The organism is Dickeya zeae NCPPB 2538 (genome assembly GCF_000406165.1).
GTDB lineage: Bacteria > Pseudomonadota > Gammaproteobacteria > Enterobacterales > Enterobacteriaceae > Dickeya > Dickeya zeae.
The window spans coordinates 2,550,797-2,572,583 of record NZ_CM001977.1 but is presented as its reverse complement, the minus strand read 5'-3'; the positions used below and the strand labels follow the sequence as shown (position 1 = coordinate 2,572,583).

Below are 21,787 nucleotides of genomic sequence, written 5' to 3'. Positions count from 1 at the left end.
GCGCTAGCTGATGGGGAAGGGCGGTGGATTGTCGTGCCGGAGGTGTACAGAGCCATTCCTAATCGTGAACGCTTGTTTTACTCTGGTAGCCAGAGAGGGATGTTTTTCAGGGTGACAGATGAGCCAGTACGACGCTTTTGAGGTGTTACAGCATTATAAAACCCGTTTGCAGGAAACCGTGACGCTGGATAATCAGGTGCAACTGGCGGTCTGGCAGAATAGTCACGATCGGGTCACGCTGGAAAATACTCGTCATCACACTTTCAGTATGTACGTGCAGGATGGGTACGAAAGCTACCACAAGCGTCCCGATGGGTGGTTTAACGGCGGCGCGCCGGGGCGTTTTTGCCTGATGCCACAAGCGAGTCAGTCCACCTGGGATATTCGTGGTAGCCTGCGTTTTGCCCACTTTTACTGTACCGATCAGCACCTGCGCCAACTGGCGGAACAAACCTGGGATCGCAGCCCGGCGTCTATCCTGCTGGATGAGCGCATTTTTGTCGCCGACCCGGCACTGGAAGCACTGTATCGCCATTTTTTGCTGACCGGTAACTGGGACGACCCCGCCAGCCAGATGATGTTGAGCTCTGCATCAACGATGGTGATGCTGCATATGTTGCGTCAATACAGCCAATTGCAGTGGCAGGAGCCGGGTAGTCGTGGCGGGCTGGCACCGGCGGTGCTACGGCGGGTAAAAGCGCGAATTGACGCCCAACTGGGGGATCCGCTCACCCTGGCGGATTTGGCGACGGAAGCCGGGCTGAGCGAATTTCACTTCTCACGCATGTTCCGCCAGAGTGAGGGGATGGCACCGCATCAGTATGTGATGAAGCGACGGCTGGCGCAGGCGGAACAGTGGTTACGCCATAGCAGTCGTTCCATTACCGATATCGCGCTGGCCTGCGGGTTTAGCTCCGCCAGTCATTTCAGCCAGCGCTTTCGCGCTGAATACGGCATCACACCGTCGGCGCTACGCCAGCACAGCTCAGACTGATGGCTGTTGTGCGGCGAGCTGGCATAGCGTCAATGCCACCTGATACGATTTAACGAACGACGGCACCGGCAGAAACTCGAAGCGTGAGTGAAAGTTGTGCGCGCCGGTAAAAAAGTTCGGCGTCAGAATACCTTTGGCCGACAGTGCCGCGCCGTCAGTGCCGCCGCGCATCGGAATCACGTTCGGGGTAATCGACAGTGTGCTCATGGCGGCGAATAGCAGGTCAAGCGCGCGCCGGTCATCCCCCAACGCGTTGCTGATGTTGCTGTAAATATCAGCGATGGTGCAGTTGACCTGACCGGTTGGGTACTGCGCGGCAAGCTGCGTCGCGACGTCGCGTATCTGCTGTTTGCGCTGTGCAAACCCGGCCAGATCGAAATCACGGATCGAGGCTTTCAGCACCGCTTCGTTGGCGTTGGCGTGGATGTCGTTAAACCAGATATATCCCTCCCGCCCCTCGGTGTGTTCCGGGGTCTGCTGGCGATCAAACTGGCTGATGAAATCGTGCGCCATCATAATGGGGTTAACCAGCACGCCTTTGGCTGACATCGGGTGGGCTGTCACACCGGTAAAGCGGATTTCCGCCGACGCCGCATTAAAATTCTCGTACACCACTTCACCTAATTCGCAGCAATCAATGGTGTAGGCAAAATCGACGTTGAAGCGCGTCAGGTCCAGCGCTTTCGCACCCCGCAAGCCAATTTCTTCGTCCGGCACGAACGCGACGATAATGTCGCCATGTGGCTGGTCATCAGGCAGGTTTTCCAGCAGTGTCATCACCACGGTAACGGCGGCTTTGTTGTCCGCTCCCAGCACGCTGGTGCCGTCGCTGAAAATGATGTCCTGATCGCGATAGGGCAGAATCTCCGGGTGTTCGCCAACGCGCAACCAAATATCCTGTTCCGGGTTCAGGCACAAGTCTTCACCGGTAAAACGTAAGGTTTGCGGGTGAATATCCGGTGACAGGCCGACATCGACGGTATCAATATGGGTAATAAAACCAATGCGTGGCGCAGACGGGGTATTGCCCGGTTTCACCGCGGTGACGATGGCATGCTCGTCGCACACTATCTGGCTCAGCCCCAGTGTGTGCAGCTCGTCTGCCAGCAACCGGGCCATCGCCATTTGGCCTGACGTGCTCGGCAGCGTGGTCGCGGCGGCGTTGCTCTGGCTGGTGACAGCCAGATAGCGGTAGAAACGGTCGGTCAACTGGCGCGTCAGGTTATCGCTCATAACGGATCCTTATTGGTAAACCCCATGGAAGGTTCGGTATTGTTTTCAACCATAATCAAAGGCTTCGTTGTACTCAGCGAGCTACCTGGAAGTCAATAAAAAGCGAGGGTGGGGATGAAAAACAGGTTAACACGTATTGCGCTGGCGGCGATGACGCTGACAGTTGCCCAGATGGCATGCGCCAAAACCCTGGTGTACTGCTCAGAAGGTTCACCGGAGAACTTTAACCCGCAGTTGTATACTTCGGGGACCAGCGTGGATGCCAGTGCAGTGCCGATTTATAACCGGCTGGTGGATTTCAAGGTCGGCACCACTGAACTGGTGCCGAGTCTGGCGGAAAGCTGGGAGATAAGCCCGGATGGCACGCAATACACCTTTCATCTGCGTAATGGGGTGAAATTCCATCACAACGCCCAGTTTACCCCGAGTCGTGATTTCAACGCCGACGATGTGATTTTCTCTTTTCAACGCCAGCGTGATCCCAATAACCCTTATCACAAGGTGTCCGGTGGCACCTATGCCAACTTCGAAAGCCTGTCGTTTCGCAGCCTGATTACCGCTATCGACAAGCTGGATGACCACACGGTACGTTTTACCTTAAGCCATGCGGAGGCCCCGTTTTTGGCCGATCTGGCCTGGTATTTCGCCTCGATCCTGTCTGCTGAATACGCCGACCAGATGCTGAAAGCCGGTACACCAGAGAAAGTGGATCTGGAGCCTATCGGCACCGGCCCGTTCCAACTGGTGCAGTACCAGAAAGATTCCCGCATTCTGTATCAGGCGTTTGCGGATTACTGGCAGGGTAAGGCCAAGCTGGACAGGCTGGTTTTTAGCATCACACCGGATGCTTCGGTGCGTTACGCCAAGCTGCGCAAAAATGAATGTCAGGTGATGCCGTTTCCCAATCCGGCGGAACTGTCAGACATGAAGAGCAATAAAGACATTACCCTGATGCAAAAAGCCGGGCTGAACATCGGCTTTTTGGCGTTCAATACCCAAAAACCACCGCTGGATAACCTCAAAGTGCGTCAGGCATTGACGATGGCTATCAACAAACCAGCGATTATCGAGGCGGTATTCCAGGGCACCGGGACGGCGGCGAAAAATTTGCTGCCGCCTGGCGTATGGAGCGCCGCGTCTGATCTTGAGGATTACCCATACGACCCGGAAAAAGCCAGAGCGCTGCTAAAAGAAGCCGGTATGGCGCAAGGTACGACTATCGATCTGTGGGCGATGCCGGTACAGCGGCCGTATAACCCGAATGCACGCCGCATGGCGGAAATGATTCAGGCCGACTGGGCGAAGGTGGGGGTGAAAGCGAATATCGTTAGTTACGAGTGGGGCGAATACCTGAAGCGGGTGAAAAGCGGTGAGCATCAGGCGGCGCTGATGGGCTGGACTACCGCGACCGGCGACCCGGATAACTTCTTCGGCCCGCTATTTACCTGTACTTCCGCCAATGGTGGGTCTAATTCATCCAAGTGGTGCTACCCGCCGTTTGATACCTTGATTACCGAGGCGCGAGCCGAGCAGGATCACCAGAAACGCGTGGCGCTATACCGTCAGGCGCAGTTCATGATGCATGAGCAGGCACCGGCGGTGATGATCGCGCACTCGACGATCTTTGAGCCGGTGCGCAACACGGTAAGCGGATACGAAATCGACCCGTTTGGTAAACACATTTTTTATCAGGTGGATATCCGCCAGTAATATCAACACCACAGTAATACCAGTACCACAGCAATACCAACACCATAGCGGGAAGGTTTCGGCTTTCCCGCTCGTTCAATCACCCCGCTGTGATACCGTTTTTCCTGTCGATGCTTTCTCCCCGTCGACAGTTTCTCCCGCCGACAGTACCATGACCTGCCTTTTTTATGATGAGTCGAGTTATGCGCGTTTTACTGGCCCCGATGGAAGGGGTGCTGGATTCCCTGGTGCGGGAATTACTCACCGAAGTGAATGATTACGATCTGTGCATCACCGAATTTTTGCGGGTGGTGGATAGCCGCCTGCCGGTAAAAGCGTTTTATCGCCTGTGCCCGGAATTGCGCCACGGTAGTCGTACCCCGTCCGGCACCCGGGTTCGGGTACAACTGCTCGGTCAGTACCCGCAGTGGCTGGCAGAAAATGCCGCCAGGGCTGTGGAACTCGGCTCCTGGGGGGTTGATCTCAACTGTGGTTGCCCATCGAAACTGGTTAACGGCAGTGGCGGCGGTGCCACCTTGCTCAAAGACCCTGAGTTGATCTATCAGGCTGCCAAAGCGATGCGTGACGCGGTGCCGCTATCGTTGCCGGTGACGGTAAAAGTGCGCTTAGGCTGGGATTCTGGCGAGCGCCAGTTCGAGATTGCCGATGCGGTAGCGCAGGCGGGAGCCAGTGAACTGGTGGTGCATGGGCGCACGAAAGAGGATGGATATCGGGCCGAGCGCATCAATTGGGCGGCGATAGGGGAAATTCGCCAACGCCTGAATATTCCTGTTATCGCCAACGGAGAAATCTGGGACTGGCAAAGCGCACAGGATTGTATGGCCGTGACCGGTTGTGATGCGGTGATGATTGGCCGGGGCGCGCTCAATGTGCCTAACCTGAGCCGGGTCATCAAGTATCGCGAGGCACGTATGCCGTGGGCGGAAGTGGTGCAATTGCTACAGAAATACGTGCAGCTGGAGAAGCAAGGCGACACCGGTTTGTATCACGTTGCGCGTATCAAACAGTGGCTGGGCTATCTGCGCAAAGAGTATGACGACGCCAGCGAGCTGTTTAGCCAGATTCGTGCGCTGACGACCTCGGCTGATATTGCGCGGGTTATCAACAGTATCCGGTAAGGGATACCTTGCTGTGCCATCCTGAGCGTCGTAACCTGAGCGTCGTAACCTGAGCGTCGTATCTGTTCCGTTGAACCATCGACTTGAAAGGCGCGAGGTTGTGCATGTTATCCGGATTCAATCATCTGACATTATCGGTGTGCGATTTACCGCGCAGCCTGACGTTCTACCATCATCTGCTGGGGCTGCGGCTGGAGTCTGAGTGGGCGACAGGGGCGTATCTGTCATTGCCGGGATTATGGCTTTGCTTGTCACTGGAACCGACACGTGGCGATATCGCCGCGGGCTATACCCACTACGCATTCAGCGTTTCTGCCGATAATTTTCCGTTGTTTTGCCAGCGTCTGCGTGATGCGGGCGTTACAGAGTGGAAAGATAACCGTAGCGAAGGCGACTCGCTCTATTTTCTCGACCCGGACGGTCACCAACTGGAAGTACACGTCGGTGATTTGGCGTCACGGTTGGCGCGCTGCCGTCAGGCCCCTTATCACGCGATGACGTTTTATTCGTGAAGCCTGGCTGTGAAAAGAAAATTTACAACAATATCTCTTCCTGATCGGCAAAATGCGTGATGGCAGATTGAATTATTATGCTTTCGTATCTATACATGAGTATCGAAAAGCAAGATTTGTAATAATGACGGGGCGAAATAGAGGAAATAGTGATGAAAAATACGACGATCCACATTCTACATGGGGGGTGTTAAGCAGGATTCATGGTTACGTGGGGTAAGTGAAAACAGCGATTGGTTTTTATCGTTATGATAACCGGTAACGGTAGATCGTCTGACGTAATGAGATTCATTTTGCCAGCCAACCATGATGGAAAATGGAAGACTGGTTTTTCTGGTAAGGAATAGATGGCGTTTCTGTTTAATCCGTTCTCTTTTTTCAGCATGGTGAACGCACACTGTGCTTTTTGCTTGTGGTGCTTATTTCAGCACATCATGCCAATGAAGGCTGGCGCAACTCACGCGTCGTTATCCGGAGCAATATCCAGGTGATACGATTCCAGATAGGTAGAGTGCAGGGCGGTTGGCGGCGTGATAATTGAGAACCATTAGCTATACCGCTGACAGCCTGAATAAAAGTTAGCATAATAATCTATCTGATGATTAATATTACATAAGCTGATCGTCTGTTGTCCTGCTTGTAGGTATTTTCCAAATAAAGAGGCGGTCAGAGAGAACCGATAAGCGGAGAAAAAAAGTGCACGAGCATTTCAGAGGGAAATATGAAGTTGAATTGAAATTTCGTATTCAGGATATTATCGCTTTTCGTGAAAAATTATTCAGCCATCATCCTGAATCGTTCGTATTCGAAAATAAGGAACATGATATTTATTATGATTCAGCGGAAAAGAAATTGAGGCAACAAAATATCAGTATGCTGTTACGCCGTATGGCACCATCTGGGATTAAGCTGTGGATTGTGAAAGGTCCGCGAACCGGCCGTTGTGAGGCCGTCAACGTGGAGTCATTCGATATGACAGACAGCATGCTGAGAACGCTGGGTTTTTTGCCTATATTTGAAGTGAATAAAACCCGTAGCATCTATTTTCTCGACCGGTTTCACATCACGCTGGATTATATTGAGTCGTTGGGGCATTTCGTCGAGATATCCTGCATGACGGAAGACGAAACAGAACTCGATATTCTGGGTGAACATTGCCAGGATTGCGCATTACGGCTGGGGTTACAGATGGACAGCATCGAAACCCGCTCCTACCGTCAACTACTGGGATATTAAGTGGTGTCGCCCAATAGCGCGTGACACCACCTGTTCCACGAGCCGGGGCTATCAGCCCCTATCGCCTTTGTCTTTATCGGCGGTGACGTCGTTGTCGGAGGCAGCGTTGTCGCCGTAATACAGCGTACCGATGCGGATGATATCGCGGCCCTGCGCCTTGCGGTGTTTATTGGTATCTCGCAGCGAGTAGATACACCCACAGTATTCCTGCTGGTAGAAACGCTCGCGTTTGCTGATGTCAATCATGCGGGCTGAGCCACCGCCTTTACGCCAGTTGTAGTCCCAGTAGGTCATGCCCGGATAGCGACTGGCGGCGGTGACACCACACTGGGTTATCTGTTGCATGTTCTTCCAGCGGGAAATACCCAGTGAACTGGAGATAACCGAAAAACCGTGCTCGTGCGCGTACAACGCGGTGCGCTCAAAACGCATGTCGAAACACATAGTGCAGCGAATACCGCGTTCCGGCTCCCATTCCATGCCTTTGGCACGTTCAAACCAGTTATCGCTGTCGTAATCCGCATCGACAAATGGAATGCCTTGTTTTTCGGCAAAACGCATGTTCTCTTCTTTACGGATCAGATATTCGCGTTGTGGGTGAATATTCGGGTTATAAAAGAAAATAGTGTACTGGATACCAGACGCAGTGATAGCTTCCATCACTTCGCCTGAACACGGTGCACAGCAGGAATGCAGCAACAATTTGTCAGCCTGATTAGGCAGTGTCAGCACTGGGCGTTGAAAGTCGGTGCGCGGTTCATTGCCGGTGGCATGTTCCTTACTGGTGGAATATTCCTTATTGGTAGCCTGTTCCTTTTGGGGTAAGTGTTCCTTGTCAGACACGGCGTCATCCTTATCTTCATGGGGTCATCAGCGGTGGGCAGTATCGGTTATCCACTTATCGATGACAATCGGGCACCCGTTGGGATACGGCTGTCAAACTTTGTCACAAAGCTTTTAAGACAGGCGGAGTGCGTGCGATCCGTCGGCGCATTATAATGCGTCGTTCTTTTTTTTCAGTTAACAGTACACTGTTTAAGCTATTGAATAATGAATAAAAAATTTCGGCTTTCCGTTGTAAGCCTGTTGTTGCTTTCCGCCCCTGTGTGTTTTGCCGCACAGGCCGTGGCTAAAACACCTGTGACACAGCATGCCCCATCCCGTCAGGAGATTGCCTCCGGCAGTGCGATGGTGGTGGATATGCGTAATAACGAGGTGCTCTATTCCAGTAATCCGGATGTGGTCGTACCGATTGCCTCTGTGACGAAACTGATGACCGCCATGGTGGTTCTGGATGCCAATCAACCGCTGGACGAGCTGATTTCCGTTGATATCAGCCATACCAAAGAGATGCAAGGGGTGTATTCCCGCGTGCGTCTGGGCAGTGAAATCAGCCGCCACGATATGCTGTTGCTGGCGTTGATGTCGTCGGAAAACCGTGCTGCCGCTAGCCTGGCGCATCACTACCGTGGGGGGTATCAGGCGTTTATCACCGCGATGAACGCTAAAGCGCGTTCGCTTGGCATGATGCATACCTACTATGTGGAGCCGACCGGGCTCTCAACCAGTAATGTGTCTACTGCACGTGATTTGACCAAGTTGCTGATTGCGTCCAAACAGTATCCGCTGTTAAGCCAACTTAGCACCACACATGAAAAAACCGCCGTGTTTACGCACCCGTCGTACACGTTGCCGTTTCGTAACACCAACCACCTGATTTATCGCCCGGACTGGAATATTCAGTTGACCAAGACCGGTTTTACCAATCAGGCAGGTCACTGTCTGGTGATGCGTACGGTGATCGGTGGACGCCCGGTGTCGCTGGTGGTATTGGATGCGTTTGGCAAATTCACCCATTTTGCCGATGCCAATCGTCTGCGTAACTGGCTGGAAACGGGGAAAGTGAGCCCGGTACCGGAAGCGGCGCTGAGCTACAAGAAGCAGAAGTCACTGGCGTCACGCCAGCCGCATGGCAGCGGAGCTGGCGTCACTGCTGAGGTAGATGAATAACTGTCGGATTAGGGCGGTGTTACGACGCCGCCCGTTGGTCCTGAACTATTCTGCCCGCTGCCGTAATGTCCTCTTCATGGCTGGGTTCGCGCCAGGTTTCTGCCAGTGCCTGCTGGTACCATAACTGCATCGCCGGTTGTGCCAGCATGTGGCTGGCATACTGTGCCGCTGCGCCCGTTAATGGCAGTGCGTAGGTTTGTGCCCGGAAGACTACCGGGGCGAAAAACGCGTCAACGGCACTGAACTGCGTGCCTGCCAGAAATGGCCCACCAAATCGTTCTATCCCTTCCTGCCACAATTGATTGAGCCGGTCGACATCGCGTTGCAATTCCGGGGTGATGGTATGAAGTTCCACCCGCACGCCGCAACTCATCGAACACTGGTTACGCAAGGCGTTAAAACCGGAATGCATTTCCGCCGCCGCGCTGCGCGCCCAGGCTCGGGCCGCTTTGTCTTGCGGCCAGACCGCTGGAAATTTTTCCGCCAGATATTCGGTAATGGACAGCGAATCCCAGACGGTGATGCCATCGTCAACCAGACAAGGGACTTTGCCGGTCGGTGAGAACGTTTTGAATGCCGTCTGGACGGGGGCGGGGGCAAACGGGGTCAGGATCTCGTCAAACGGGATATCCAGCGTTTTCAGCAGGATCCACGGGCGCAGCGACCAGGACGAATAATTTTTATTGGCGATGTGCAACTGATACATGTTTTCCTCCGTGGGAGATATAACGATGGGCGGTGTCGTTTTAGATGTATCACGAAATCAGCAACATGGCACTGACCGATTAGCTCGTCCCTCGGTTCAAGCCAACAGCACGTGAGCGCAAGCCGCCTGCAATGCCGGGAGGTCGGCATTACTGCTGCTGCCACTGTCGGTAATCAGCAGGTCGATATCCGTGGGAGCGGCGTAAATAACACGGCTGGTAACGCCAATCTTGCTGTGATCCGCCAGCATGATGCGTTGTCTGGCATTGCGAGACATCGCCCCGGCAATCGCGGCTTCATGGTGGGAAAAGCTGCTGGCGCCAGACTGGCTGGCAATACCGACCGGCGAGAGCAGCGCGATATCAGCCCGATAACGCTGGATTTCCGTCACCGTCAGAGCACCGCTGGTGGCCTGTGCGGCTGCGCCCATGTGGCCGCCGAGCAGAATGACCTCATGTGGCGCATGCTCGTCGGTTTCTGCGCCGGTAAGTGTCAGCGCAACGTTCAGGCTGTTGGTAATGATGGTCATGCCGGGAAGCACCAGCAATTCCGCAGCCAGCAAGGTGGTGGTACTGCCTGCGTCAATAAATAATGTCTGGCCTGCTTTTACCTGCTGCGCCGCCAGTTGGGCAATCGCCCGTTTCTCCTGTTCCCTTACCGTGTTGCGAACGGATAGCGGTGGCTCCGGTTCGACATCCATCGCGACGATACCGCCATGAACCCGACGCAACACCCCCTGAGCTTCCAGCTTGAGCACATCACGCCGCACGGTTTCCCGCGACACACCAAGATGCTGAATGATGTGGTCAGTACTGACTCGGTTGAGGGACGACAGCAGCAGGCGGATACGGTGCAGGCGGGTTTCTTCAAGCATGAGCAGGCATTCTCTCGGTCAGGATAACAGTCGACGTCATTATAACGATAAGGCAGCAGACTGGCAGGAACAACAGAGTGTTGGTCTGTTTGTGTAATTTTGTGCATTTAAGCATAACAGGTGTCACGGTATTGGCAATGGTCTGCTGGGAAATTGTGGTAATTGTGTTTATAAACTTGTTTTTAATAGATTAAGTTGCTTTTCTTGCAAAGGGTGCGATCGCGTAACAACACGTTAAATTACGAGTTTTCTAGGCGGTAAATCTGCCTTTCTAGTATGCGTATTTTTGTATTTGTGTATTTCGTTGCTTTTGGTGTAGGGTAGTGCTCATCAGGTGGCACCGGAGAGCCGGTCGCCATCACGCGTTGGCACATTACTTTTAATCGGGAGTCATCATGGCGACACGTTCAACCATCATGGATACCAACAGCTTCCGGGCTGAACACGCAGCAGCATTGAGCGACGATATCCGCACACTGACCGAAAAACGCGGCAGGGTGCTGGGGGAGTCTTACCGGCTGTTCTACCGTAACCCGGTGCATCTGGTGCGGGGTGAGAAGCAATACCTGTGGGATGCGGCGGGTAACCAGTATCTGGATGTATACAACAACGTCGCCAGTATCGGCCATTGCCACCCGGCGGTCATTGAGGCAGTACACGCGCAGATGTGCCAGCTCAATACGCACACCCGCTACCTGCATGACCGTATTCTGGATTACACCGAAGAGTTGTTGACGCTGGTACCAGCGGCTATCACCAAGGCGATGTACATGTGTACCGGCTCGGAAGCTAACGATCTGGCAATTCGCGTTGCGCGCGCTTACAGCGGTGGTACCGGGATTATCGTGACCCGTGAAGCGTATCACGGCACCAGTGAACTCACGTCCGGTGCGTCGCCAGCGCTGGGCAGTGGACAGCCAATTGCGGCAACGACGCGTCTGGTTCCCGCGCCGGATCGCTATCGTGTCGAGGCACCGGATTTGGGGGCCTGGTTTGCCAATGAAATCCAGAAGCAGATCGATGACATGGCCGCGCACGGCATCAAGTTTGCCGGTTTCCTCGCCGACTCGATTTTCTCTTCTGATGGCGTGTTGCCGGGGCCAGCCGGTTACCTGCAAGCCGCTATCGATGTGGTCCATGCCAACGGCGGCATCTTTATCGCCGACGAAGTACAACCCGGCTTTGCCCGTACCGGTGACGCGTTCTGGGGGTTTGCCCGCCACGGCATCGTGCCGGATATCATCACGATGGGCAAACCGATGGGAAATGGTATTCCGGTTTCGGCGTTGCTGGCGAAACCCGATGTACTGGCGGCATTCAGTGATGAAATTCCCTATTTCAATACCTTCGGTGGTAATCCGGTATCGATGGCGGCGGCACAAGCCGTACTGACGGTGATCCGTGAAGAGAAATTGCAGGAGCACAGCAAGGTCGTCGGTGCCCAGTTACTGAAAGAGCTGGCAGGGCTGGCGGCTCGTCATGCCTGTGTGGGTGATGTTCGCGGTGCCGGGTTGTTTATCGGTTTTGAGCTGGTGAGCGATCGTGATAGCAAAACGCCGGACAAAACGCGCGCGTTGAACGTGATAGAACAGCTGCGTGAACAGCGCGTGCTGACCTCTGTCGCTGGTCCGCACGGCAATGTGCTGAAATTACGCCCGACGCTGGCGTTTCAGGCGCATGATATCGACTGGCTGGTCGGTGCGCTGGATAAGGCACTGAGCGCCACCGGCTCCTGATTGTTTCGACGTGCGATGAGCGGTTGTCTGACGATAACTCGCCTGAACGGTGTTTGATCCCTCCCCAGCCCTTGTGTTGTGTCACACCGTCGGCGGGAAAATGCGTGATAGCCATTTTTCCGCTGGCGGTTTTGTGGCACATTAGCCGCCTTGTTAACCCCACACTCATCGGGCAGCGTGTCGCACCCTAACTGGCAACTGCACAAGGAATTCGCAATAACAATGAAATGGTTTACTCCACTGGCGCTCGCGGTCGGTTTGGCCTGTAGCCCGCTTTGGGCGCAAACGCCTCTGCAACAGACAACTGCGCCACAGGCAACGCCCGCTCACCAGCAACAGCGCGATGCTTTCGTTAACGACTTAATGAAAAAAATGACGCTGGATGAAAAGATTGGCCAGCTTCGTTTGATCAGTGTCGGTCCGGATAACCCGAAACAGGCCATCCGCGAGATGATCCACAACGGTCAGGTCGGTGGGATTTTCAACACCGTCACCCGGCAGGATATTCGCGTGATGCAGGATCAGGTAATGCAGTTAAGCCGCCTGAAAATTCCGCTGTTTTTCGCTTATGACGTGGTGCACGGTCAGCGTACCGTATTCCCGATTGGGTTGGGGCTGGCTTCCAGTTGGGACATGAATGCCGTCGAACTGTCGGCAAAGATTGCGGCGTATGAAGCCACCGAAGACGGCCTGAACATGACCTGGGCACCGATGGTGGATATCACCCGCGATCCGCGTTGGGGCCGTGTTTCCGAAGGGTTTGGTGAAGATACATATCTGACCAGTGAAATCGCCCGCGTGATGGTAAAAGGTTTTCAGGGTGATGACCTGACCGGCCGTCACTCGCTGATGACCAGCGTCAAACATTATGCGTTGTATGGCGCGGCAGAGGGCGGGCGTGATTACAACACCGTCGACATGAGCCCGCAGCGCATGTTCCAGGAATATATGCCGCCGTATAAAGCCGCGATTGATGCCGGTAGCTACGGTGTGATGGCCTCGCTCAACTCCATCAACGGTGTACCGGCGACCGCCAACCGCTGGTTGCTCAAAGATGTGCTGCGCGACCAGTGGCATTTCAAAGGTATTACCATCAGCGACCATGGTGCTATCAAAGAACTGATTAAGCATGGCGTGGCGGCAGACCCGAGTGATGCTTCGCGCATCGCGGTGCAATCCGGTATCGGTATGAGTATGAGCGACGAGTATTTCGCGCGTTACCTGCCGGACCTGGTGAAGCGCGGCGTGGTCAGCATGAAAGATATCGATGATGCCTGCCGTCAGGTGCTGAACATGAAATACGACATGGGCCTGTTCGAAGACCCGTATCGTCACCTTGGCCCAGCCGGTTCCGACCCGGTGGATACCAATGCCGAAAGCCGGTTACACCGCGAAGAAGCCCGTGATGTGGCGCGTCGCAGTCTGGTACTGCTGAAAAACCGTCTGGATATTCTGCCGCTGAAAAAATCCGGCACCATCGCGGTTGTTGGCCCGCTGGCTGACAGTAAGCGCGATATTATCGGCAGTTGGTCCGCTGCCGGACGTCCGGCTCAGGCGGTGACCGTATATGAAGGCATCCGTAAAGCCGTCGGGTATAACGCACGGGTTTACTACGCTAAAGGCTCGAACATCACCAATCATCCGGGGTTGATCAAATTCCTCAATGAATATGATGAATCCGTGGTGGTGGACCCGCGCTCGCCGCAGGCAATGATTGATGAAGCGGTCGACGTGGCGAAGAAATCCGATGTGGTGATCGCGGTCGTGGGGGAATCCCAGGGGATGGCGCATGAAGCCTCCAGCCGCGCCAAAATCACTATTCCGCCGGAGCAGAAAGCGCTGATCGCCGCGTTGAAAGCAACCGGTAAACCGCTGGTGCTGGTGCTGATGAATGGCCGTCCGTTGGATCTGAGCCGTGAAGATCAGCAGGCGAACGCGATACTGGAAACCTGGTTTAGCGGTACCGAAGGTGGCAACGCCATCGCCGATGTGCTGTTTGGTGATTACAACCCGTCGGGTAAACTGCCGATGACCTTCCCGCGCTCCGTGGGGCAGATCCCGATGTACTACAGCCACTTGCCAACCGGTCGTCCGTACTCAGCCGAAGCACCCAACAAATACACGTCGCACTATTTTGACGAGGCCAACGGGCCGCTGTATGCGTTCGGTTATGGCCTGAGTTACACCACCTTTGCGGTATCGGACGTGAAGCTCTCCAGCCCGACGATGAAACGTAATGGCAGTATTACCGCGTCGGTGACGATCACCAACACCGGTAAACGGGCTGGCGAAACCGTGGCACAGCTGTATCTGCATGATGTCGTGGCGTCGGTTAGCCGTCCGGTGAAAGAACTGCGTGGTTTCCAGAAGGTGATGTTGATGCCGGGTGAAAGCCGCACCGTGACATTTACCCTGTCACCGAAAGATCTGATGTTCTACAACGCACAGATGCAGCAGGTGGCGGAACCGGGCAAGTTTGACGTGATGATTGGGCTGGATTCCCAGCGTGTGAAAACCAGCAGCTTTACCTTGCTGTAAAGACTGTGGGTTGAGCCCGTTAAGGGTGACAGACGACGGCCCCTGCGATGTAGGCAGGGGCCTGACAGGAAAACCGGCTGCACGGCAACAGGCGGCCGGGACTGACCGGTTCGGCGTTAGCCACCGTGCACGATAATAATATACCCCACCAGCATCACACCGCCGATGCCGCCTAACGCGCACAACGCAAACAGGCTGACGACCCCCAGTTTTTTGATATTCATCCGGTTATCCTTTTGTTACGCCCCGGTAATGGTGACGTTCCGGCGATTATAGAGACTCCACCATCGGATACAAGCCAGCCGCGTGTGTTGATACCCATCCGCTACCGGGTTGATAAATGTGACAACGTCACAACATCACGATGGCAAAACTGTGCTTGCTGACGTTGCCGTTGGTCTGTGGGACAATACCCGCCAGATTGAACGACAGTGAGATGGCATGACCCTGACCCCCGCGTTAAAGCAGCAGATTGGCGAATGGTATAAAGCGCTGCAACAGCAAATTCCTGATTTTGTCTCCCGTGCGCCGCAGCGTCAGATGATCGCCGAGGTAGCCAAAGCGCTGGCAGGGGACTACCCGCGTCATCTGGTGATTGAAGCGCCGACGGGTGTGGGTAAAACCCTGTCGTATCTGATCCCCGGCATTGCTGTTGGCCGCGTTGAGCTGAAAACGCTGGTTATCAGCACCGCCAACGTGGCGTTGCAGGACCAGATCTTCAACAAAGATTTGCCGCTGTTGCGCCAGTTCATTCCTGAGCTGAAATTCACGGCGGCGTTTGGTCGTGGGCGCTATGTGTGCCCGCGTAATCTGGCGGCGATGGCAACCGAGGTTTCAGCGCAGGGCGATTTGATGCTGTTTATGGATGACCATTTGCCATCCAGCCGTGAAGAGCAAACCACCAGCGCCCGGTTGCAACAGGCATTGCAAAGCTACGCCTGGGATGGGTTGCGCGACCACTGCCAGGAGTCTATCGACGATGGATTATGGCAACGCCTGAGTACCGACAAAGCCAACTGTCTGGGGCGTAATTGCCATTATTACCGCGAGTGCCCGTTCTTTCTCGCCCGCCGGGAAATTGAAGACGCCGATGTGGTGGTGACGAATCACGCGCTGGTGATGGCGGCGATGGAGAGCGATTCCGTATTACCGCAGGCAAAGAACATGCTACTGGTGCTGGATGAAGGTCACCATGTGCCGGATGTGGCGCGCGATGCGCTGGAGATGTCCGGCGAGGTGACGGTCAGCGCGGTACAACATCAGATGGATCAGTTGATTCAGCAGGTAGGGATGTGTCTGGCGCAGTTCCCGCCCAAGTCGTCACCCAGACTGATGCAACCGGATAGGCTGGGTGAGCATTGCGGTGAAATTCGTGAACAGTTGCAATTGTTCGATCGCCTGAGCAGCCTGTTTCTGCCTGCCGCCCAACCCGATGCCGACTACCGTTTCCCGATGGGGGAATTGCCAGACGAGATGCGCGAGTGCTGCAATCGGTTATTCAAACTCACGGATAGCTTGCGCGGTCTGGCGGAATACCTGCTCAACGATCTGGCGGAAAAAACCGGTAAGCATGACGTCGTGAAGTTACATCAGGCAATGCTGCGTATCAGTCGACTCAATGGTTATTGGGAGGCGCAAAGTAAGTTATGGCGGCTGGCGGCGCTGGAGAAATCCTCTAACGCGCCGGTGTCGAAATGGTTGCAGCGGGAACGGCGTGACAACCAGTTGCACCTGTATTTCCACTGCGCGGGCATTCGCGTGTGCGACCAGTTGGACCGGTTACTGTGGCGTAATTTGTCGCATGTGGTGATCACCTCGGCGACCTTGCGCTCGCTCAACAGTTTTTCCCGCCTGAAAGAGCTCTCCGGGTTGGATGAAGAAGAGGGCGATACTTTTATCGCGCTGGATTCACCGTTTAATCACCGCGAACAGGGTAAGCTGGTGATCCCGCAGATGCGTCATGAGCCGCTGATTACCCAGGAAGCGGAACATCTGGCCGAGATGGCGCGTTTTTTTCCGCGCGGAACTGCAGCGTGACGTGCATAAGGGCATGCTGATGTTGTTCGCCAGCCAGCGTGCCATGCAGCAATTTCTGACCGAGGTGCCGGACTTGCGGCTGATGTTGCTGGTGCAGGGTGACCAACCGCGTTACCGGCTGGTGGAATTGCACCGCCAGCGGGTACAGCAAGGGCAGACCAGCGTGTTGATTGGCTTGCAGTCCTTCGCCGAAGGGTTAGATCTCAAGGGCGAATTGCTCTCGCAGGTGCACATCCACAAGATTGCCTTTCCGCCGATCGACAGCCCGCTCATCCTGACGGAAGGCGAGTGGCTGAAAAGTCTCAAACGCCACCCCTTTGTGGTGCAAAGCCTGCCCAGTGCGTCCTTCAGCCTGATCCAACAAGTCGGGCGATTGATTCGTAGCCATGATTGTTTTGGTGAAATCGTCATCTACGACCGTCGTCTGTTGACCAAAGGCTACGGGGCCCAGTTACTGGCGGCGCTCCCCGTATTTCCTATCGAACAGCGTGCGATGCCCGATGATAAGTAGCTTGCTGTTATTCATCTCTTTTTTCTGACAAAGCGCCGTTAAATCCCTATCATAATCGCCGCTGTGGCCCATTGGCTACAGTGTGGCAGACAGTGTGCTGTATCGGCTTGGTTAGCAGTTGGCGATGCAAGTGCTGCGCGGTCTGACGTTTGGTGAGTCAATAAGGATATGTAATGAAAAAAATAATGATGGTGTTGGGCACGTTGTTATTCCTGTCGCAGGCTTCGGCGGCACCAGTCAACATTGAAGTGCTTGATGCCACTATCAAAGATAAAAAAGTCACCGATGCTGATGTGCTACTACAACGTGATGGTGCACAGACAGTCGTGGGGCGTACCAATGCCTTGGGACAGGTGCAACTGGCACCGGCGTTTAATGCGGATGAGAATGCCCTGTTGATCATCAAGAAGCCGGGATTTTCGAATTTAGTGGTTAAATGCCCGTGTGATGGACTGACCTACGCTATCAGCCCGGTGATGAAGAATCTGGATGGGATGCGTATTGTGCTGACCTGGGGGGCTACACCAGCCGATCTCGATTCGCATCTGATTTATGGCAATAGCCATATCTATTTCGACCATAAAAATGGACCAGACGCGAATCTGGATGTGGATGACACCGACAGCTACGGCCCAGAAACCATCACTATCGAGAAAAAACGCTTTGGTGAAAGCTATCTGTACGCGGTTCACGATTACACGCACATTCAGGAGCCGACCCAGACTGCGTTGTCTAACAGCCAGGCTAAGGTGTTTGTTTACGTCGGGCAGTCGCTGGTCAGAACCTATGATGTTCCCCGTAATCAGGTCGGTAACCTGTGGACGGTATTTCGCCTGAATCCGAACGGCGATTTTGAGGACATCAACACGATTAAACAAACCGGTTATCAGGAGCCTAATAACGTGGCCTCTGGGGTAAGCGGCCAGCTGTCTGGTCAGGCAGCAACAGGAGCAGTGAACGTTAATCAGGCTGCCGCCAAGGCGCTGAACCGTCAGGGTGAGGATGCCTATCGCCGTGGCGATCTAGAAAGTGCTATCGCGTATTACCAACTTGCGATTGAACAGGATGCGATATTTAGCCAGGCATACAGCAATCTGGGACTGGCTTATCAGAAGCTCGAACGCATCGCAGAAGCCATCTGGGCAAACCGTAAAGCTATCGCGCTGGCGGATGGACCAAACGCCGCAACCGTACGTGCCAGCTCCTACTATAATATTGCCAGAATTTATGAGGCAGCTGGACAACTGGACGATGCATTACGTCATTACCAACTGGCTAAAGCGCAGAAAGACAGCGCTACTTATGATCAGGCTATCAGCCGCATTAAGAGCAAACGGTAACCGCTGACCTGCTTTCCTTGCTGCTCCCGTCGGGAGCGGCAACGGTGATTTCACGCTTCCCCTCAGACTAATTCATGCTATGTTTCCAGTGTGTTATCCCACATAACCGGGGCTACCCACTCGCCCGTTCGAGGGCACCGTTTAACCATCGCCTTACCAGTGAGAGCAGATCATGGATTACACCCACATCATTAAAGAGGTTGGTCGCGGCAAAAATCATGCGCGCGATCTGAACCAGGACACGGCGTATCAGCTGTATGGTCATATACTCAATGATCAGGTACCGGAGCTGGAGTTGGGTGGGCTGTTGATTGCATTTCGCATTAAAGGCGAGTCTGAAGCCGAAATGCGGGGCTTTTATCAGGCGATGCGCGAACAGACGCTACGTCTGTCCGTACCGGCTAACAGGCCGATGCCAGTGGTGCTCCCCAGCTATAACGGCGCACGCAAACAAGCTAATTTGACGCCATTACTGGCGTTGTTGCTGCATCGGCTGGGGCTGCCGGTGGTGGTGCACGGTGTGAGCCACGACCCAACCCGCGTGACCAGCGAGGCGATTTTTCGTGAGCTGGGCCTGATGCCGGTGAGTGACGCGCCGTCGGCACAGCAACGGCTCGATGAGGGCGAGCCGGTGTTTATGCCGGTGTCGCTGTTGTGCCCGGCTATCGAGCGTCAGTTGGATTTGCGCTGGCGTATGGGGGTGCGTAATAGCGCGCATACGCTGGCCAAGCTGGCCACGCCGTTTGATGAAGGCGCGGCGTTGCGTCTGGCAAGCGTGTCGCACCCGGAATATGTCGGCCGGGTGGGTACCTTTTTTCAGGACATCAATGGCCGCGCGTTATTGATGCACGGCACGGAAGGCGAGGTGTACGCTAACCCACAGCGCTGCCCGGAAATGTATTTCATCCGTGAACAGCGCAACGATCTTTTGCAGGTCCGTCAGGATATCGCGGTCGACCGCTCAGCACTGCCTGCGGATAAAGACGCGGTGACGACGGCCCGCTGGACGCAAGCCTGTCTGGCGGGGGAACAACCGATACCGCAAGCGATTCGGCTGCAACTGGCGTGCTGTCTGGTGGGAACCGGCGAAGCCGCGTCGATGGAGCAGGCGGTGTCAACAATACGAAAACGACTGGGTTGAACATAACGATTAACGATAAGGAACAACCACATGCAACAGGCTAAGGCGTATTTTGACGCCCTGAACCGCGATTATCTGGTGGTACATCAAACGAAAGAAGATCTTTTCTGGCAGTGTTATATGGGGACTGGCGACGAGACCGTGGCTACCCGCTTTGCCGAGGCAGAGAGTGCCTGGAAACGCTTTATTGCACAATCCTCACGGCTGGCCGAATTGCGCCAACACATAGCGACGGTTGAAGCGGAGTCTGCCAGTGAAGCGCGTGACGCGCTGCTGCACGGGTTACGCGGCTGGTATCGTTTCTTTGACTGCAATGTGATTGAAGACCCGAAGGCGCAGGCGCTGATGGATGAGCTGATTGCCGCTGAGCACGCGTTGTTCGCCCGCCGCAAAACCTATCAGCCCATGCATGTTGATGAGCAAGGGGAACTGGTTGCGGCGTCGCTTGGCGAGTTGCTGACCAATCAGGCGACCAATGATAACGAGGCGCATCGCCGCAGCTCGCAACAAGCGCTGCGTGATTTAGAACAGTGGCTGGTCAACCACGGATTTCCAGAGCTGGTCAGCCTGCGTAACCGCTTTGCGCGCCAGATGGGGTATCGCAACTACTTTGACTACAAGGTTAACAAAACCGAGCGTATGACGCCGGAGCAGTTATTCGCCATTCTTGACCGCTTCGAAGAACAGACCCGGGAGGCCAACCTGCGTAGTCTGCGTCAACTGGCGGCGGAGAAAGGCGAGGACGCATTAACACCGTGGAACGTGCGCTATGCCAGTACCGGTGATGTGACCCGGCAGATGGACCCGTACTTTCCGTTTTCAGCGTCGTTGTCCCGCTGGGTCGATAGCTTCAAACGTCTGCATATTGGCTTTAGTGGGGCACAAATGCAGCTCGACTTGCTGGTACGCAAAGGGAAATATGAAAACGGTTTTATGCACCAGCCGGTGCCGCCGTTTGTCGACCAAGGCCGGTGGTTGCCTGCGCGCATCAACTTCACCAGTCTGGCGCAGCCAGATCAGGTAGGCAGTGGTGCCAACGGTATCAACACGTTGTTCCATGAAGGGGGCCATGCGGCGCATTTCGCCAATATCCGCCAGAATGCGCCCTGTTTTGCCCAGGAGTTCCCGCCGACGTCGATGGCCTACGCCGAAACGCAGTCGATGTTTTGCGACAGCCTGTTGCAGGACGCCGACTGGCTCAAGCGCTATGCCTATAACACGCAAGGCGAGGTGATCCCCGATGCGTTGATTCAGGCCGATATCCGTGCCCGCCAGCCGATGCGGGCGTTCAACGAACGCCACATTTTGCTGGTGCCGTATTTCGAATGGCAGTTGTACTGCATGGACGACGAGGCGCGCACGCCCGAGGCGATTTTGCAGCTGGCGCGCGAGACTGAGCAACGTATTCTCGGCATCAGTGGCAGTCCACGCCCGACGATGGCGATCCCCCATTTGTTATCGATGGAGTCGGCCTGCTCCTATCAGGGCTACCTGTTGGCGACGATGGCGGTAGAGCAAACGCGGCACTTCTTCCTTCAGCGTGATGGCTATTTGACGGATAACCCGGCGATTGGCCCGGATTTGACGCGCCATTACTGGCAACCCGGCAATAGCCTGAGCCACGATGAAACGCTACGCAGTCTGACAGGCGAAGGATTCAATCCAGACTATCTGGCCCATGAGTGCAACCTGACGGTTGAACAGGTGTGGCAACAGGCACAGGCCACCATCGCCGCGGCGATGGCGCGCCCGCAACCTGCGGCAGACTTCCCCCTCAACGCCCATATCCAGGTGGTGGATGGTGATACGGTGCTGGCCGATAATCAGGATGGCGATGACGCTATGTGTCAGGCATTCGCCCGTGTGATTGAGGAAACCTATCTGCTTCATGCCTGAGTACGCACAGGTGCTGTGGCGAACCGCAGCGCCTGTCTCACTGTGTCATCTCTTGCGTTCCCATTACCTTTTTATATCGCTAAACCGGTGTGGCTCTCTCGCGCCAGCAGCAACCCATGCCTATACTGGTCTGGTGGTTATTTGCAATCAATTTGCAATGAAAGTGCCTGTTATTAAAAAAGTTTCACTGAACTGT

The 21,787-nt window shown here is 54.8% G+C and carries 16 protein-coding genes and 1 pseudogene; 12 read left to right on the top strand and 5 right to left on the bottom strand.

Annotated elements, in window-relative coordinates; translation table 11 throughout:
- The first annotated feature begins 118 nt into the window (after positions 1-118).
- Entirely contained in the window at positions 119-994 is an 876-nt protein-coding gene (locus DZE2538_RS11250; protein WP_038916367.1) for a helix-turn-helix domain-containing protein, read from the top strand.
- Here the strand turns inward: DZE2538_RS11250 and pepT are convergent.
- Positions 986-2,227, bottom strand: coding sequence for a peptidase T (pepT, locus tag DZE2538_RS11245; protein ID WP_038916366.1), 1,242 nt, complete (start codon positions 2,225-2,227; stop codon positions 986-988). The genes DZE2538_RS11250 and pepT overlap by 9 nt on opposite strands.
- A 114-nt stretch (positions 2,228-2,341) precedes the next feature.
- Here pepT and DZE2538_RS11240 point away from each other — a divergent pair, with 114 nt between their 5' ends.
- From DZE2538_RS11240 to cyaB, 4 genes are all read left to right on the top strand, one after another.
- A complete protein-coding gene (locus DZE2538_RS11240; protein ID WP_038916365.1) occupies positions 2,342-3,937 on the top strand; it encodes an ABC transporter substrate-binding protein in 1,596 nt (531 codons plus the stop codon).
- A 182-nt stretch (positions 3,938-4,119) separates the two neighbouring features.
- Entirely contained in the window at positions 4,120-5,055 is a 936-nt protein-coding gene (gene dusC, locus DZE2538_RS11235; RefSeq protein WP_038916363.1) for a tRNA dihydrouridine(16) synthase DusC, read from the top strand.
- Positions 5,056-5,159: 104 nt separating this feature from the next.
- Positions 5,160-5,567: a VOC family protein gene (locus DZE2538_RS11230; RefSeq protein WP_038916362.1), complete on the top strand. Its 408-nt coding sequence runs from the start codon at positions 5,160-5,162 to the stop codon at positions 5,565-5,567.
- Positions 5,568-6,263: 696 nt separating this feature from the next.
- The gene (gene cyaB / locus DZE2538_RS11225) at positions 6,264-6,803 is read left to right on the top strand and encodes a class IV adenylate cyclase (protein WP_019845627.1); all 540 of its coding nucleotides are present in this window, start codon (positions 6,264-6,266) and stop codon (positions 6,801-6,803) included.
- 51 nt (positions 6,804-6,854) lie between these two features.
- Here cyaB and DZE2538_RS11220 read toward each other — a convergent pair whose 3' ends face one another.
- Positions 6,855-7,646 carry an epoxyqueuosine reductase QueH gene (locus DZE2538_RS11220; protein WP_038916361.1) on the bottom strand — a complete coding sequence of 264 codons (792 nt, stop codon included), beginning with the start codon at positions 7,644-7,646 and terminating at the stop codon, positions 6,855-6,857.
- Between the two features lie 207 nt (positions 7,647-7,853).
- Here DZE2538_RS11220 and pbpG point away from each other — a divergent pair, with 207 nt between their 5' ends.
- Positions 7,854-8,813, top strand: coding sequence for a D-alanyl-D-alanine endopeptidase (gene pbpG, locus DZE2538_RS11215; protein ID WP_016942597.1), 960 nt, complete (start codon positions 7,854-7,856; stop codon positions 8,811-8,813).
- Positions 8,814-8,832: 19 nt separating this feature from the next.
- On the opposite strand, the gene DZE2538_RS11210 is transcribed toward pbpG, so the two are convergent.
- Positions 8,833-9,519 carry a glutathione S-transferase family protein gene (locus DZE2538_RS11210; protein ID WP_038916360.1) on the bottom strand — a complete coding sequence of 229 codons (687 nt, stop codon included), beginning with the start codon at positions 9,517-9,519 and terminating at the stop codon, positions 8,833-8,835.
- A gap of 96 nt (positions 9,520-9,615) precedes the next feature.
- Positions 9,616-10,392, bottom strand: a complete 777-nt coding sequence (locus tag DZE2538_RS11205) for a DeoR/GlpR family DNA-binding transcription regulator (RefSeq protein ID WP_038916359.1) — start codon at positions 10,390-10,392, stop codon at positions 9,616-9,618.
- A 395-nt stretch (positions 10,393-10,787) separates the two neighbouring features.
- Between DZE2538_RS11205 and DZE2538_RS11200 the strand changes: the two genes are divergently transcribed.
- Together DZE2538_RS11200 and bglX are read left to right on the top strand one after the other, a co-directional pair.
- Positions 10,788-12,128 (top strand): aspartate aminotransferase family protein, encoded by a 1,341-nt coding sequence (locus DZE2538_RS11200; RefSeq protein ID WP_038916358.1) that lies wholly within the window; start codon positions 10,788-10,790, stop codon positions 12,126-12,128.
- A gap of 222 nt (positions 12,129-12,350) precedes the next feature.
- Positions 12,351-14,666: a beta-glucosidase BglX gene (bglX, locus tag DZE2538_RS11195; RefSeq protein ID WP_038916357.1), complete on the top strand. Its 2,316-nt coding sequence runs from the start codon at positions 12,351-12,353 to the stop codon at positions 14,664-14,666.
- A gap of 116 nt (positions 14,667-14,782) precedes the next feature.
- Here the strand turns inward: bglX and DZE2538_RS21260 are convergent, their stop codons facing one another.
- Positions 14,783-14,890, bottom strand: coding sequence for a membrane protein (locus DZE2538_RS21260; RefSeq protein WP_012770198.1), 108 nt, complete (start codon positions 14,888-14,890; stop codon positions 14,783-14,785).
- Positions 14,891-15,107: 217 nt separating this feature from the next.
- Here DZE2538_RS21260 and dinG point away from each other — a divergent pair.
- The 4 genes and pseudogenes from dinG to DZE2538_RS11170 all read left to right on the top strand — a co-directional run bounded on the left by dinG (position 15,108) and on the right by DZE2538_RS11170 (position 21,591).
- Positions 15,108-17,214, top strand: a pseudogene (dinG, locus tag DZE2538_RS11185) (ATP-dependent DNA helicase DinG).
- Between the two features lie 173 nt (positions 17,215-17,387).
- On the top strand, positions 17,388-18,554 hold the full coding sequence (locus tag DZE2538_RS11180) for a YfaP family protein (protein WP_038916356.1): 1,167 nt from the start codon (positions 17,388-17,390) through the stop codon (positions 18,552-18,554).
- 172 nt (positions 18,555-18,726) lie between these two features.
- The gene (gene ybiB, locus DZE2538_RS11175; RefSeq protein ID WP_038914130.1) at positions 18,727-19,695 is read left to right on the top strand and encodes a DNA-binding protein YbiB; all 969 of its coding nucleotides are present in this window, start codon (positions 18,727-18,729) and stop codon (positions 19,693-19,695) included.
- 30 nt (positions 19,696-19,725) lie between these two features.
- The gene (locus DZE2538_RS11170) at positions 19,726-21,591 is read left to right on the top strand and encodes a M3 family metallopeptidase (RefSeq protein ID WP_038916355.1); all 1,866 of its coding nucleotides are present in this window, start codon (positions 19,726-19,728) and stop codon (positions 21,589-21,591) included.
- Positions 21,592-21,787: the final 196 nt, after the last annotated feature.

Coding starts and splice junctions, on each gene's coding strand:
- DZE2538_RS11250 (WP_038916367.1), top strand. CDS start 119: ATGAGCCAGTACGACGCTTTTGAGGTGTTACAGCATTATAAAACCCGT.
- pepT (WP_038916366.1), bottom strand. CDS start 2,227: ATGAGCGATAACCTGACGCGCCAGTTGACCGACCGTTTCTACCGCTAT.
- DZE2538_RS11240 (WP_038916365.1), top strand. CDS start 2,342: ATGAAAAACAGGTTAACACGTATTGCGCTGGCGGCGATGACGCTGACA.
- dusC (WP_038916363.1), top strand. CDS start 4,120: ATGCGCGTTTTACTGGCCCCGATGGAAGGGGTGCTGGATTCCCTGGTG.
- DZE2538_RS11230 (WP_038916362.1), top strand. CDS start 5,160: ATGTTATCCGGATTCAATCATCTGACATTATCGGTGTGCGATTTACCG.
- pbpG (WP_016942597.1), top strand. CDS start 7,854: ATGAATAAAAAATTTCGGCTTTCCGTTGTAAGCCTGTTGTTGCTTTCC.
- DZE2538_RS11210 (WP_038916360.1), bottom strand. CDS start 9,519: ATGTATCAGTTGCACATCGCCAATAAAAATTATTCGTCCTGGTCGCTG.
- DZE2538_RS11205 (WP_038916359.1), bottom strand. CDS start 10,392: ATGCTTGAAGAAACCCGCCTGCACCGTATCCGCCTGCTGCTGTCGTCC.
- DZE2538_RS11200 (WP_038916358.1), top strand. CDS start 10,788: ATGGCGACACGTTCAACCATCATGGATACCAACAGCTTCCGGGCTGAA.
- bglX (WP_038916357.1), top strand. CDS start 12,351: ATGAAATGGTTTACTCCACTGGCGCTCGCGGTCGGTTTGGCCTGTAGC.
- DZE2538_RS21260 (WP_012770198.1), bottom strand. CDS start 14,890: ATGAATATCAAAAAACTGGGGGTCGTCAGCCTGTTTGCGTTGTGCGCG.
- DZE2538_RS11180 (WP_038916356.1), top strand. CDS start 17,388: ATGAAAAAAATAATGATGGTGTTGGGCACGTTGTTATTCCTGTCGCAG.
- ybiB (WP_038914130.1), top strand. CDS start 18,727: ATGGATTACACCCACATCATTAAAGAGGTTGGTCGCGGCAAAAATCAT.
- DZE2538_RS11170 (WP_038916355.1), top strand. CDS start 19,726: ATGCAACAGGCTAAGGCGTATTTTGACGCCCTGAACCGCGATTATCTG.